The 14,009-nt window shown below is 58.8% G+C and carries 9 protein-coding genes; 3 read left to right on the top strand and 6 right to left on the bottom strand.

What is annotated here, in order from left to right; genetic code table 11:
• Positions 1–145 precede the first annotated feature (145 nt).
• Positions 146–1,561: an aminotransferase-like domain-containing protein gene (locus BFV63_RS02865; RefSeq protein WP_048241441.1), complete on the top strand. Its 1,416-nt coding sequence runs from the start codon at positions 146–148 to the stop codon at positions 1,559–1,561.
• A gap of 81 nt (positions 1,562–1,642) precedes the next feature.
• Here the strand turns inward: BFV63_RS02865 and foxA are convergent, their stop codons facing one another.
• From foxA to BFV63_RS02850, 3 genes are all read right to left on the bottom strand, one after another.
• Entirely contained in the window at positions 1,643–3,751 is a 2,109-nt protein-coding gene (gene foxA / locus BFV63_RS02860) for a ferrioxamine B receptor FoxA (protein WP_114079440.1), read from the bottom strand.
• 121 nt (positions 3,752–3,872) lie between these two features.
• The gene (locus tag BFV63_RS02855) at positions 3,873–4,793 is read right to left on the bottom strand and encodes a helix-turn-helix domain-containing protein (protein ID WP_230031834.1); all 921 of its coding nucleotides are present in this window, start codon (positions 4,791–4,793) and stop codon (positions 3,873–3,875) included.
• A 170-nt stretch (positions 4,794–4,963) separates the two neighbouring features.
• Positions 4,964–5,197: a DUF2171 domain-containing protein gene (locus tag BFV63_RS02850; RefSeq protein ID WP_003863067.1), complete on the bottom strand. Its 234-nt coding sequence runs from the start codon at positions 5,195–5,197 to the stop codon at positions 4,964–4,966.
• 219 nt (positions 5,198–5,416) lie between these two features.
• Here BFV63_RS02850 and BFV63_RS02845 point away from each other — a divergent pair, with 219 nt between their 5' ends.
• Complete coding sequence (locus tag BFV63_RS02845; protein ID WP_010427252.1) at positions 5,417–5,602, top strand: hypothetical protein; 186 nt, start codon at positions 5,417–5,419, stop codon at positions 5,600–5,602.
• 38 nt (positions 5,603–5,640) lie between these two features.
• Here the strand turns inward: BFV63_RS02845 and BFV63_RS02840 are convergent, their stop codons facing one another.
• Both BFV63_RS02840 and BFV63_RS02835 read right to left on the bottom strand, forming a co-directional pair.
• Positions 5,641–6,762, bottom strand: a complete 1,122-nt coding sequence (locus BFV63_RS02840) for a ribosomal protein uL16 3-hydroxylase (protein WP_045342555.1) — start codon at positions 6,760–6,762, stop codon at positions 5,641–5,643.
• 134 nt (positions 6,763–6,896) lie between these two features.
• Positions 6,897–7,502: an ATP-dependent Clp protease proteolytic subunit gene (locus BFV63_RS02835; protein ID WP_003863062.1), complete on the bottom strand. Its 606-nt coding sequence runs from the start codon at positions 7,500–7,502 to the stop codon at positions 6,897–6,899.
• 300 nt (positions 7,503–7,802) lie between these two features.
• Here BFV63_RS02835 and BFV63_RS02830 point away from each other — a divergent pair, with 300 nt between their 5' ends.
• Positions 7,803–8,420 (top strand): response regulator transcription factor, encoded by a 618-nt coding sequence (locus BFV63_RS02830; RefSeq protein WP_003863061.1) that lies wholly within the window; start codon positions 7,803–7,805, stop codon positions 8,418–8,420.
• 3 nt (positions 8,421–8,423) lie between these two features.
• Here the strand turns inward: BFV63_RS02830 and BFV63_RS02825 are convergent, their stop codons facing one another.
• Positions 8,424–14,009 (bottom strand): trifunctional serine/threonine-protein kinase/ATP-binding protein/sensor histidine kinase, encoded by a 5,586-nt coding sequence (locus BFV63_RS02825; RefSeq protein WP_048241445.1) that lies wholly within the window; start codon positions 14,007–14,009, stop codon positions 8,424–8,426.

The raw sequence follows: 14,009 nt of genomic DNA, 5'->3' as shown, positions 1-14,009 counted from the left end.
CATCCTGGAAATCGACCTGCGCAATACAGATGCAAAAACAACTTTTGTTTAACATACAGATCCGCTAAAACGGTATCTGCATGCCGTTTTTTGCGGCAATCTGTACTGGTTTAATAATCTGTATGGTGAAAATAAAGGATACAGCATGACGCGCTATCAACATCTGGCCAACCTCCTGGCGGAACGCATTGAACAAGGGCTGTATCGCAGCGGCGAACGTCTGCCGTCGGTACGCACGCTGAGCCAGGAGCACGGCGTGAGCATCAGCACCATACAGCAGGCCTACCAGATCCTCGAAAACCTCCAGCTGATCACGCCTCAGCCGCGCTCCGGCTATTTCGTCTCGAAACGCAAAGCCCAGCCGCCCGTCCCGGCGATGACCCGTCCGGTACAGCGCCCGGTGGACGTTACCCAGTGGGATGAGGTGATGATGCTGCTGGACGCCCGCGCCGACAAAGAGATGATCTCCTTTGGCGGCGGCTCGCCGGACATTAACCAGCCGAGCCTGAAGCCCCTGTGGCGCGAGATGAGCCGCATCGCGCAGCATAACCCCGGCGAGATGCTGAGCTATGACGTGCTCGACGGGCGCCTGGAGCTGCGCGAGCAAATCGCCCGCCTGATGCTGGACGGCGGCTCCACCGTCGCGGCAAACGAAATTGTCATTACCAACGGCTGCCACGGCGCGCTGTCGATCGCCCTGCTCTCGGTGTGCAAACCGGGGGATATCGTGGCGGTGGAATCGCCGTCGTTTCACGGCACCATGCAGATGCTGCGCGGCTTTGACATCAAGGCCATTGAAATTCCCACCGATCCTGAAACCGGGATCAGCATCGAAGCGTTGGAGCTGGCGCTGGAGCAGTGGCCGATCAAGGCGGTGATCCTGGTGCCAAACTGCAATAACCCGCTCGGGTTTATCATGCCGGAGGCGCGGAAGAAGCAGGTCTTAGCCCTGGCACAGCGGCACGATATCGTGATTGTTGAGGATGATATCTACGGCGAGCTGGCGGCGGAGTATCCGCGTCCGCGCACCATTCATTCTATGGACATTGATGGTCGCGTGCTGTTATGCAGTTCGTTTACCAAGACCGTGGCGCCGGGCCTGCGCGTCGGCTGGATTGTGCCGGGGCGCTATTACGATCGGGTGATGCACATGAAGTACGCCGCGGGCGGGTTTAACGTGCCGGGCACGCAGATGGCGGTGGCGGCGTTTATCCGCGACGGCCATTACCATCGCCACGTGCGGCGTATGCGCCAGATTTATCAGCAGAATATGGAGACCTACACCTGCTGGGTGCGGCAGTATTTTCCGGCAGAGATATGCGTCACCCGCCCGCAGGGCAGCTTCCTGCTGTGGGTTGAGCTGCCGGAGACGGTCGATATGGTGTGCGTCAGCAAGCAGCTGTGCCGGCTGAAGATCCAGGCCGCGGCCGGGTCGCTGTTTTCCGCCTCCGGGAAGTACCGCAACTGCCTGCGGATCAACGTAGCGCTGCCGCCGACAGACAAAAATCGCGAGGCAGTGAAAAAGATGGGTGAAGCGATTGTGATTGCGATGGAGGAGTAGTGCGGCATTTTGCCCTCACCCCGCCCCTCTCCCACAGGGAGAGGGAGAAAACCGCTCCCGCCACCCGGCAAAATCAACAACTCAGAACTTCCACGAAACGCTGCCCACAATGCTGCGTTCTGCACCGAAGTAGCAGTAAGAGAGCGAGTTACACGCCGCGACGTAGCTTCTGTCCGTCAGGTTATTGACGTTCAACTGCGCGCTCACGCCCGTGAGCCCCACTTTTGACAGGTCATACCCCACGGTCATATCCACCAGCGTGTACGACGGAAGCGTATGGGTGTTCTGGCGATCGCTGGCGATCCCGTTGACATAGCGCACGCCGGAGCCGACGGTCAGGCCGTCCAGCGGGCCGGTTTTGACGTCGTAGCTCAGCCAGGCGCTGGCCATGTTACGCGGGGCATAAACGGCGCGCTTGCCCTCCTCTTCCGGGCTGCTCTTCTTGTAGCGAATATCCGTGTAGGTGTACGCCGCCTGCATACGCAGGCTGTCGGTCAGCTGACCAATCGCCTCCAGCTCAACGCCTTCGGATTCGATTTCACCAATGGAACGGTACGGATCGGTCGGCTCCTCTTTGGTGGCAATGTTCTTCTGGTTGATGCGGAACACCGAGGCGCTGAACTGGCTGTTCATCCCCTCTGGCTCATACTTCACGCCCGCTTCCCACTGCTTGCCCTTCATCGGATCCAGGATATTGCCCTGCTCGTCGGCAAAGCTGGTCGGCGTAAAGGCGGTGGAGTAGCTGACGTACGGCGCAACGCCGTTATCAAACAGATACAGCAGCGCCGCGCGGCTGCTGAAGTTGTTTTTATCCAGATCGCTGCGGGTGTGGTTAAAGTTGTCGACGTTCGACACGCTCACCTGGTCGTAACGCCCGCCGAGCGTCAGGCGCCAGCGGTCAACGGACATCTGATCCTGTAGGTAGTAACCGGTCTGGCGAAGCTTATGCTTTTCCCTGCTGTACTGGGTGATGTAGTCCGGCTTCGCACCGTAAACAGGATGGAAAGCGTCAATCGGCGGGAAGCCGCCGTAGTAGCCGGTGACGTTGTTGGTGCGGTCCTGATAGTCCATGCCGATCAGCACGCGGTGGTTCACCTCCCCGGTGTCGAAGCTGCCGTCGACCTGGTTATCCAGGGTGATGGCGTTCATCTTCTCGTCAGAGCCGGAATAGCCGCGATTCAGCTCGGTGTCATTCAGCCAGCCTGCGGCATACACCTGGTTCAGCTCGACTTTGGTGTGCAGGTAGCGCAGCTTCTGGCGCACAGACCAGCCGCTGTCAAACAGGTGCTCGATGTTATAGCCGACCATGTTTTCCCGACGATCGTACTTGTCGTAATCGTCCTCGCCCTCGAAGAAGGTGTTGGAGATTTTCTTACCGCTGTGCGGTACAACGGTGCCCTCATATGGCAGGCCGGAGTGGCTACCGCCTTCCGGATCGCGGTGCAGGTAGGCCATCAGATCCAGACGGGTGTTGTCGGTGATACGCCAGGTCAGGCTCGGCATCAGGGCGTAACGCTCTTCTTTGAGCGGATCGAACTGGGAATCAGCATAGCGGGTCATCCCGCTGAGGCGCACCGCCACGCGGTCGTTATCATCAACCGGGCCGGTCACGTCGAACATCGCCCCACGCTGGTTATTGTTACCGGCGAAGAGCTTAATCTCCCCGCCAGGATCGAACGATGGCTTACGGGAGGTGAGCGCCACAATCCCGCCCGGCGATGAGCGGCCATAGAGCACGGAGGCCGGACCGCGCACGACTTCGATACTGTCCAGGAACCACGGGTCAACCACCAGCGAGCTGTGGGAATTGGTGTCGCCCATCATCTTCAGGCCGTCGAGGTAGACGTTGTCCAGACTGCCGTCCGAGAAGCCGCGCAGCACCATGTAGTCAAAGCGGTTTGACGCCCCGATCTGGTTGCTGTAGACCCCCGGCGTGTAGCTCACGGCCTGACGCACGCTGGTTGCGCCCTGCTCTTCGAACTGCTCGCGCGTGACGATAGAGACCGACTGCGGGGTTTCAATATCCGGTGTTTCAAGCTTGGTGGCCGCAGACTGCATCTGCGAGGTCACCACCACGGTGTCAGTTTTTTGGGCATCCTGCGCCAGTAAAGGAAAAGCGACGCTACCGGTAACCCATCCCACCAGCAGTGCCAGACGCGATTTAGCAAACATAACCCTCTCCAGAGATATTTCTTATTGTTAATAAGAATTATTACCTTTTTGAGAGTGCAAACGGCTATGCGTACAGCCAGGTTACGTATGCGCGATGCTAAACCGCACGGGATGCATTCGCGCGACAGGAGAAATTACGTTAGCGGAGTTTGCGCACGTCACCCGGTGAAATCCCGTAATGACGACGAAACGCGGTGGCGAAGTTGGTGGCATGCTGATACCCGCACATCCACGCCGCCTGCTGCACGCTGTGGCCTTCCAGCAGATAGCGGCGCGCCAGCGCAAGGCGACAGTTGCGGAGATAGTCGAAGAGGGTGCAGCCATAGCGCTGACGGAACTTGCTACGCAGGCTGCTTGGGCTCATTGCAGCCAGGGCTGCCAGCTGCGCGAGAGTATGATCCCGTTCAGGAGACTGTTCCAGCAGGCTCCGCACGCGTTCAAGACGCGCATGCTCAGGGCGGCTTGGGCAAGGCTGCTGGCGCTGGTTGAGGCCATGGCCGAGCAGCTGATACATCAGCCCCTCAAGCAAAAGCTTGCGTGAAAGCACGCTTACCCCCTGCCGCTGCGCATGCAGAATACCTGACATCACAAACTCGGGAACCTGCCAGACAAACGCGGGTGCATTCAGGCTTTGCCATTCCAGAAGCAATGACTCAAGCAAGGCTTCACGTCCGGCATCGTGCGGGTACACGCCAAACGAGAGCGTTTTCAGCGTGCTATCGGCATCGTGACGCGCGCTCATTACCTGATCTTCACTCAGACGTGAGCTGAACGCCATGCCCGGGCGGACGGGATAATTGATACCATTGAGCGTGAGCGTCACGCATCCTTCCAGCACCACCAGCATATAGAGCGGGCTGCTGTGGCGAGAGGTGGTTTCATAGGGCTGTAATACACGTACGTCGGAATGGGTCAGCGAAATGCCGGACGAGAGCATCATCTCTTCAACATTCCCCTGCAACACGGGGCTACCGCTGACCTGCGCCTCTTTTAACTGGGGGAAACGGTAGTCGATGCCATAGCGCTCGCCGAATACCTGAAAATCTTCAACAAAAAATATGCGTTTCGCTGATCTATTTTCACTCTAGAGCATCATTCGGGGCCTGCATCGGGAAAGGACAGGCAAAACAGTACCATCCATTTGCAATGGCAGCAATCACCGGGCGCAGACACTATTACGCTCCGGACGAAGCCGGAGCGAAGGCATATATTTCCTTGCGAGAGATATATTTATGCTTCCTGCCACTCAGCAAAAACCTCTTTATGGTTTTTGGTCAGGACAACTTTATTATCTTCGACTTTATCAACCCAGCCGAGAGGAATAAAATGGTGCTTGCCGCCCGATTCCGGATCGCTCTTCGCAAGCTTGATACGCTCACCATCAAGATGGTCCACAACCCCGACGTGCGTTCCGCAGCTGGCGACAACCTGAGTGTGATCCTTAATTGCGCTTTTATCTACCATAATTATTCTCCTGTTTCGGTTATTTGCCTGTTGCACGAAATTAACTGTAGCGCATAAATTAAGGCTTAAACGCCCTATTAGCATTTTGAAACATCATTGACAGAACCGAATATTCATTCTACTTAACGCCGAAATGAAAAAATAAGAATGAGATGAATTATTACCGACTGATTATTTCCCGTTCATAATTAACTTATCGCAACCAACGAGGAGGTATTTATGACGATTCGCAACAATCGGACAGAAATTTCGCTGGCTCTTGGTGAAGCGGTTTTAGACATCGTGCAAAAAGGCCATGAAGTATCGCGAGAAAATCTCGCCCAGGCGATGAAAATCAAAGCGGAGAAAGAGCGCGACGATGAGCGGCTTCTTAACTACTGGAAGGCGTGTAATATGCTGGTTTGAACGTAGCGGCGTTTAGGCTGACTAAACGCCGCCTCATGTTACTCGTCGAAGTACCAGTACCCCTGGTTAATCAGCCCGGTGAGTTCGTCCACAAACGCCGGATTATTCAGTGCGTCACCCAGCTCGGCCTGGCCGAGCTCGGTGTAGCGGCACAGCGCGTCTGCCCCGTTCACATCCGCCGTTTCCAGCTGTTCACTGTTGATAAAGAAGCTGCCGTTAACGTTCAGCACGCGCAGGCCGCTCAGGCGCGACAGCGTTTCGCCGCCCTGAAGCGCGTCCAGCACCTCTTCTGCGGAATACGGCGGCTCGGCGGCGGCAATATCCAGCTCGTGACGTGGCGTGGAGACGAAGCTGCCAAACCATTTCGTGAAATCATCCGGCTTGCTAATCATGTCGATCATCATCTCGCGAATGCGATCAAGCTCGTACTGCTCCACGCGGCCCGGGTGTTCGCGGCAGGTCAGATCCGGATCGCTGTAGTGTTCGCCGCCCAGATCGTTCTCCAGCGCATAGTCGGCAAAGCTGCTGATCAGATCGCGACCGTTCGGCCCGCGAAAACCGACAGAGTAGTTGAGCGCGGTTTCATGGGTGAAGCCGTCATGCGGGAATCCAGGCGGAATGTAGAGGATATCGCCCGGCGCCAGATCTTCGTCGATGATCGGCTCAAACGGATCGACATGTAGCAGAGCCGGATGCGGGCAGAACTGACGCATCGGCAGCTTGTCACCCACGCGCCAGCGGCGGCTGCCCATCCCCTGGATGATAAACACATCGTACTGATCGATATGCGGCCCAACGCCGCCGCCCGGGACAGAAAAGGAGATCATCAGGTCATCGAGACGCCAGTCCGGCAGGACGCGGAACGGACGCACCAGCTCTGCGGCGGGCATATGCCAGTGGTTCACCGCCTGCGCCAGCAGGGACCAGCCGGTTTCACCGAGGTTATCGAAATGCTCAAACGGGCCATTGCTCGCCTGCCACTTGCCGTTAGCGTGGCTTACCAGGCGGCTATCGACTTCCGGCTCCATCGCCAGACCCGCCAGTTCATCAGGGGTAATGGGGTCGACAAAATTCGGGAAGGCATTTTTCAGTACAACGGGTTGTTTTTGCCAGTATTTTTCAAGAAATTCCGGCCAGTTCAGGTTCAGTTGATACGCCATGGTTAGCACCAGTGAGAGGGTAAACAGGCGCGATTATAGGTAAGAAAGCAGAGGGGGAACTTGTCATGGGTCAATCGAGCGCGTGTAGGTCGGGTAAGGCGAAGCCGTCACCCGACGCACACGCGGGCTAAAACTTAATCCAGGTTCAGCTCGTCATAATGGGTGATCAGTTTGCCCACGATGCCGTAGTCCAGCGCTTCCGCCGGTGACATCCAGAAGTTACGGTCGGTGTCTTTCTTCACTTTCTCCAGCGGCTGGCCGGTGGCGTCGGCAATCAGCTTGTTCACGCGTTCCAGCATGCGGATGATCTCCCGCGCTTCGATCTCAATATCCGTTGCCTGACCGCGCACGCCGCCCAGCGGCTGGTGGATCATAAAGCGGGTATTTGGCAGCGAGTAGCGGTGCTCTTTTTTCGCCGCCAGGAAGATGGTGATCCCGGCGCTTGCCACCCAGCCGGTGCCAATAACGTGTACTTCCGGACGGATAAACTTAATGAAGTCGTGGATGGTATCGCCCGCTTCTACATGGCCGCCCTGGCTGTTGATGTACAGCTTGATCGGATCGTTACTGACGCTTTGCAGCAGGATCATCTGAGTGATGACTTTCTGGGCCAGCTCCTGGTTGATTTCACCGGAGATGACAATCGAACGGGATTCCAGCAGTTTTTGCTGTAGAGCGCCCGCGCCGTTTGTTCCTTCCGCTTTTTCTTTATCGTCACTGCTTTTCAGTGTGTAGTGCATCGTTATGTCCTCAGCTTGTCGCGCTCAAAATCAGAGTGTAGCCTGTTTTACCCGTCGGCGTCCTCACACAAAACATCGCGTGTCGTGCGCTGGCTCCGCCCCCGGAAAGGTCTCTAAAAACAGCGCTCCACTCCTAACTAATTCGCCACATTTTTATTACAATTTCATATCATCTTCATATTGGTAAATGATAATAATAATTAATGTGTTAGTATGAATGAGGATAGCAAACAGTCGCTTACGTTCAAAAAGGCGCTATTTTATTGTCGATGATTTACTGATCACACACCGGGGCGGTGAATGGAACACATTGTTTATGTGGTTGATGACGATGACACAGTCAGACAGTCCGTTGTCAGGCTGCTGGAATCCGCGGATATGCACGCCCTTGGCTTTTCCTCAGCAGAAGCCTTTCTCAGCCATCCCTTTGAGGATCTGCCCTCCTGCGTGATCCTCGATATGCAGATGCCCACGATAACCGGATTTGATGTCGCAGATGCGCTGAAAGCCAGCGGGCGGGAAATACCGATCATCTTTCTCACCGGTCACGGCACCATCCCTATGTCCGTCCGGGCGATCAAAGGCGGAGCCTATGAATTTCTCACTAAGCCCGTTGAATCCAGCGCGCTCATCGGCTCCATCGAATCCGCGCTCAGACTGGCACAGCACAACGCCGCCCGCGTCAAAGAGCACTACGCCCTGAAGCAGCGCCACATGTCCCTCACGCCGCGCGAGCATGAGGTGCTTGAGCTGGCCATCAGCGGCAAGCTCAACAAGCAGATTGCCGCCGAGCTGGGCGTCAGTGAGATCACGGTGAAAGTGCACCGCCGCCGGGTAATGGAGAAAATGCAGGTCCGCTCCGTGGCCGAACTGGTCAGGGCCGTCGAGCGCCTGACCAAACATCAACCAGTGGAATAACCGTTACTCCTCCTGTCCGGCAAGCGGCAACGCGAAGGTAAATACCGTGCCGTACGGCTCTCTGCGGCGCGCGCTCAGTTTCCCCCGGTGCCGTTCAATGATGCTGGCGCTGATGGTCAGCCCCATCCCCATTCCCTGCGCTTTGGTCGAATAGAACGAGTCAAAGATCCGCTCGGTGAGCTCCGGCTCAATGCCGCTGCCGGTATCGGCGATCTCAAAGATCACCTTCCCCTCGCCGCAGTTCGCGGTGGAGATCGTGATGCTGCACGGGCGATCCGTCACTTCCGCCATCGCTTCCATCGCATTCATCACCAGGTTAAGCAGCACCTGCTGGATCTGCACGCTGTCGCCGATGATAAAGCTGTCGTCAGCGTTCAGAAGATAATCAACGCTTATGTGTCGCAGCTCAAGTTCGCTGCGTGAAAGCATAATGATGTGGTGGATCAGGAAGTGCAGATCAATACGCGTAAACGTGGGGTCCTGTTTGCGCGTCAGAGACTGAATGCTGCGAATGATCTCCCCTGCCCGCTCGCCTTCGGCGGCGATCTCCTCCAGCCCCTCGCGCACTTTGTCCAGCCGCGCCGGATCGCGGTTGAGCCAGCGCAGGCTCGCGCCGGCGTTCGAGACAATCGACATCAGCGGCTGGTTGATCTCGTGCGCGATCGAGGAGGTCAGTTGCCCGACGGTGGTGGCCCGTGAGACTCGCGCCAGATCCGCCTGCGCCACCCGCATCGCATCTTCCGCCGCCCGCTGGCTGGTGATGTCGGTAATGATGCCGTAATACTCATTCACTTCGCTGCCGACGCCGACCGGATCGCCAATCCCGAGGATGTAGCGAACGGAGCCGTCGGTGCGGATAATGCGAAACTCCGCGCGCATCGACAGCCCGTCGCGCACGCTCTGGTTAACGAGGGTGCTGATCCGGCCATAATCGTCCTCATGCACGAAGGTTAAAAACTCCGCCATTGAGATCATCTTTTGCTGCTCCGGCAGGCCAAGGATACGGGCGTACTCTTCAGACATAAACATCAGATCCTGCACCAGCTCCCAGCGCCAGCTGCCGGTATGGCTGATCTGCTCGCCCAGCATCAGTGAGGTCTGGCTGGCGCGCAGCTCTTTCTCCACCCGTCGGCGCTGGATGTTTTCCGCCAGCAGCTCGGCGTAAAGCCGCGCCGTCTCCAGCGAAACCGCCGCCTGCGCGCCCAGCAGGCTGACCACGCGCGAATGTTCGGCGGTAAACACTTCCGGCATCAGGCGGTTTTCCAGATACAGCACCCCCACCAGCCGCGCCTGTTTGAACATCGGGACACACATCACGGCGGCGCCGGACGTCACCAGATACGGATCCTGGCTGAACGGGTGGAACTCCTCCGGTTTGCCGGTGCGGATCTCCTGCCCGGTGCGGATCACTGCGGCCAGCACCGACAGCGGCATGTCCGTCGCCATCGGTGACGCCTTCAGGATGCGCACCCGCACCCCGTCGGTACTGGTCCAGGCACTGGCCTCGATCTCCGGGATGTGATTATCGCTAACGCGCAGCAGCAGGCCACGCTGCGCCCCGGCCCGTTCAAGCAGCAGCGTCATCAGGTTTTCAATTAAACGCTCGAGGTTAATTTCTTCGGACAAGGCGCGTGAGGCTTTGATGACGCTCTGTAAATCGCGGATCACCTCGTTCTGGGCGAAGGCCGCCGTGTCATACGCGCGGCTCTGCCCGGAGGCCAGCAGATGCGGGAAATCCTGCTCCAGCTGGCGCACCTTGGCCTGCGCCCCGGCGCGCCCCCAGGCGGCAATCGCGCCGCGGAAATGGGCGTCGGAGGCGGTCGGGTAGCCGCAGGCCAGCGAGAAACGCCCTGCCAGCTCGTGCGCCAGGGCATTGATCGGGTTAAAGCCGCCCTCCCGCGAGAGCCGCACCGCTTTTTCATACTGCTCCAGCGCGATGCTGTTCATGCCGTCCAGACGGACGATTTCGGCGTAAATCAGCGCTTCTTTATCGGCAAACGTGCCCGAATTGATCCGCGCCCAGAGGGCAATTTTGTCGTAATGGTGATGAATACTGCGGCGATAATCCGCCGAGAAGGTCTCCGGCGTGAGCTGACGGGAGAGCGCCAGCGCGCTGTAAAAATGGTAATCCAGCAGATGAATATGCCCCGGCGCGGACCACGCATACCAGCCCGCCCTCTCTAAATCCGCCTGTGCGTCGGCGTATTCGCCGCAGGAAAAGTGCGCCATCCCGCGATAGAGCCAGCACCAGAACAGCATAGTCGAGGTCTGCTCGGGCGCCTGCTCCGGCGGCGCGGGCAGCAGATCGTCAGGCAGCGCCTGGGCGGCGCTCCATGGGCCCGTCACCGGCGTGCGTAAAAACTCCACGTAGCGGCGCTGAATGTGCAGAACGGTTTCAATGTCCTGATAATCCGTTTTGCGTACAAAGGCCAGACCGCGATCGATGCTGGTCAGCACGCCATCCAGATGATCGCCCCGGGAGAGGAAGTTAATGATCTGATGACAGGCCGCGAAACAGGCCATCGTCATGTCGCCGTGGGTCACCGCCGAGGTAAAGCAGGCCTTTGCGCACTCGATAGTGTACGACAGCGGCTGGGTCCAGACGCTGAGCTGGTCGAGCGGCAGCAGAGTTTTGGCTTCATAGGCATCATAGCCGTGGCGGTTCACCAGCTCACGAGCCAGCGTGCCGTACTCAAATCCGAGAAGGTATTCGGCGTAGCGGTGACCAATCAGCACGCCAAACCAGGCCATCGCCGTGGTGGAGGCGCCGGTGATGCCGTGATCGAGCGTGAGGTGCATCATCCGGCACAGGAGTAAAAAGTGCAGGCGCGGGCAGGTAAAGCTGGCGAAAATACTGGCGCTGTAAAGCAGGTTCATCACCGCTTCGGTCTCTGCGTTCTCCATCAGCTTAAGCTGAGAAAACGGGTTCAGCGGCGCGTCGGCGGTGCGTTGACAGAACTGCTGCCAGGCCTCGTCACATTCGGCATTTTCCGGGTAGCGGCTGATCTGGATCCCGAACACGCCCAGCCAGCATAACGACGCCTCCAGCGCCAGTCGGATCTCCGACTGGCGCATATACACTTCCGCCAGCAGGTTGGCGGCCAGCGCTTTCTCCGTCAGCCCGCCCGGTGAACCGAGGATCGCATCGCACAGCGCACGCGTACGCTCCAGGTGCCCGAGCGCAAACTCACAGCCCGCCTCTTCGATATCCAGCATAAAGTCCGAGACCGGGCCCGCATTCCCCAGCGCTCTGGCGGTCTGGATATAGCTTAAGGCGGAAAGGTAATCGCCGGTACGCTTCGCACGCCGCGCGGCCTGAAGGCTCAGCTCCCGGAATCGCTGCCGCTGGGGTGCAGGCTGGATGCAGTCCAGCGCGGCGCTGACGTGGTGAACCGCGCGGAACAGCAGTTCGTTGCCCGCCGTCTGCCGTGCGGCATCCGCCAGCAGGCTGGCGGTGGTCAGATGCAGATGGCTTTTCTCGCCCTCATCCAGCAGGGCAAAGGCGGCTTCCTGCACCCGATCGTGGGTAAAAGCGTACTCTTTCTCCGTCAGCACAATCAGCTGAGCGGTAACCGCCGGATGAAGCGCGTAGCGGATTTCCGCCGCCGACCGCCCCACCACGCGGCACAGCATCTCCAGCTCGCCGGTGCAGCCGAGGCAGGCGATGCTGCCCAGCAGGCGGCGCGTCTCGTCGGGCATCTCCTTGAGCTGTTCAAGTACCAGCGTCACCACGTTTTCGGTGTAGTGCCGGGCGCGGATGGCCTGGAGATCGTAATGCCATTTCCCCTGATATTTGTTGTGCACCACCAGTCCGTCATCGACGATGCGGCGGAAAAACTCCTGCACGAACAGCGGGTTGCCGCCGGTTTTTTCATGGATCAGCGTGGCAAGATCGGCGGTGCCCGTACTGCGGGCATGAAAAATCCCCCCGAGCCAGCGCGCCACGGCCTTCACCGACAGCGGCTGCGGCACAATCGTCGTGGCGTATTGCGCCGCCTCCGGCAGGCTCGCCAGCGCGGTCTGCAAGGTGGGATCAGAAAGCGAACTGAGGTCGCGGTGCGCCACCACCACCAGCAGCGGGATGGCGCCGCAGGCGCGCAGCAGGTGATCGAGCGTTTGCAGGCTGGCGGCGTCGATCCACTGCACATCATCCAGCAGCAGCACCAGCGGCGCGCCCTGGGTGGCGAAGGTTTTCACCAGCGCCAGCACCATATGGCTGAAGCGCGCCCGCGCGTCGATGGAAAAGGTATCCGCGGAGAAACGCGGTTTGTTCTCAAGGAGTAAATTCAGCTCCGGCACCAGGCTGACGGCCAGCTCTTCATAGCCTTCCAGCGCGCGCGACAGACGGATTTTCCACGTCGCCACCTCCCCGGCTGGCAGCCCGAGCAGGTGCAGCGTGAGCGTCCGAAACGCCGAACTCAGCACGCCGTAGGGCAGCGTGGGAGAATATTGATCGACCTTGCCCACCGCCAGCAGCACCTTGCGCTGTTGCAGCGATTTCAGCGTGGTGGCGATCACGGAAGATTTGCCGATCCCCGAAGGTCCCCCAATCGTCACCAGTTCCGGCGCACCGCTCTGGCTGACCCGCTCAAACGCGGCGATGACGTCGCTGGCCTGCGGATGCGCAGAGAAAAGCGAATCGGCCAGATGGATCGCCGGAGAGCGATCCTGCTGGCCGGGAATAAAGTCGACAATTTCGCCTTCAACGGTCAGCGTCGCCTGGCAGCGCCTGAGGTCGGCAATCAGCCCGTCGACGGTCTGATAGCGATTCTCCGGATTCTTCTCCAGCAGCTTAAGGATAATGGTCGACAACATGCCGGGTACGTCCGGGCGCACCCGACCCGGCGCAAGCGGTTCAGAGGCAATGTGATAATGCGCCCAGTTGGTCTGGTCATCAGCGCTCAGTTCAAACGGCAATCGCCCGGTCAGAAGTTCATAAAGCACGATCCCCAGACTGTAGAGATCGCTCCGGCTGTCAACGGCGCGCCGGGTACGCGTGGTGTGTTCCGGTGACATGTAGGCGGGCGTGCCGCCAGACGCGGCAAGCCGGGACTGGGAGAAGGCGTCGGAGGTGCCGCAGGAAAGACCGAAGCTGCACAGACGGCAGGTGGCGTCGTGATGAACGAAGATCGCCCCGGGTTTGATATCGCCGTGGATCAGGTTGTGCTGATGCATCTGGCGCAGGGGACCGCAGATGCGGATCGCCATCTCGATAAAGCGGGCGATCCCGGAAATCGCCTTACCTGCCCGGCACGCCAGCAGTTCAAAGCAGAACGGCGCGTAGACCAGCGCAAAACGTCCGCGGTACTGGGTTGTAGCGACGGGCCGGATAGCCCAGCCGTCATGAAGGCGATCGCGCAGGGCAAACTCGTTTTTCAGCAGCCGCGTTGCCCGCTCCTCTTCTTCATCGCTGACCGCGGTGGCAATAATAAACGAACCGCCGGACTGGGGATGCCGCCCGTTCATCCAGGAGATGCCGCCCTCCTGCGCCAGCACGGTAAAAATGACATCCTCTTTCAGAACAAAAGCCCGCCCTTCATGGAGACTTCCCCGGGCGGGCCAAAATGCAGGCGACGTATGTTCGTTCAT

Origin of the sequence: Enterobacter hormaechei subsp. xiangfangensis (genome assembly GCF_001729785.1) — a bacterium.
Lineage (GTDB): Bacteria > Pseudomonadota > Gammaproteobacteria > Enterobacterales > Enterobacteriaceae > Enterobacter > Enterobacter hormaechei_C.
Note: the sequence above shows the minus strand (reverse complement) of the source record. Positions and strands in the feature narration are given on the sequence as shown.

Excerpts from the sequence above, each read along its gene's own strand:
- BFV63_RS02865 (WP_048241441.1), top strand. The coding sequence starts at position 146 with ATGACGCGCTATCAACATCTGGCCAACCTCCTGGCGGAACGCATTGAA.
- BFV63_RS02825 (WP_048241445.1), bottom strand. The coding sequence starts at position 14,009 with ATGAACGAACATACGTCGCCTGCATTTTGGCCCGCCCGGGGAAGTCTC.
- BFV63_RS02835 (WP_003863062.1), bottom strand. The coding sequence starts at position 7,502 with ATGCACTACACACTGAAAAGCAGTGACGATAAAGAAAAAGCGGAAGGA.
- BFV63_RS02845 (WP_010427252.1), top strand. The coding sequence starts at position 5,417 with ATGACGATTCGCAACAATCGGACAGAAATTTCGCTGGCTCTTGGTGAA.
- BFV63_RS02840 (WP_045342555.1), bottom strand. The coding sequence starts at position 6,762 with ATGGCGTATCAACTGAACCTGAACTGGCCGGAATTTCTTGAAAAATAC.
- BFV63_RS02830 (WP_003863061.1), top strand. The coding sequence starts at position 7,803 with ATGGAACACATTGTTTATGTGGTTGATGACGATGACACAGTCAGACAG.
- BFV63_RS02850 (WP_003863067.1), bottom strand. The coding sequence starts at position 5,197 with ATGGTAGATAAAAGCGCAATTAAGGATCACACTCAGGTTGTCGCCAGC.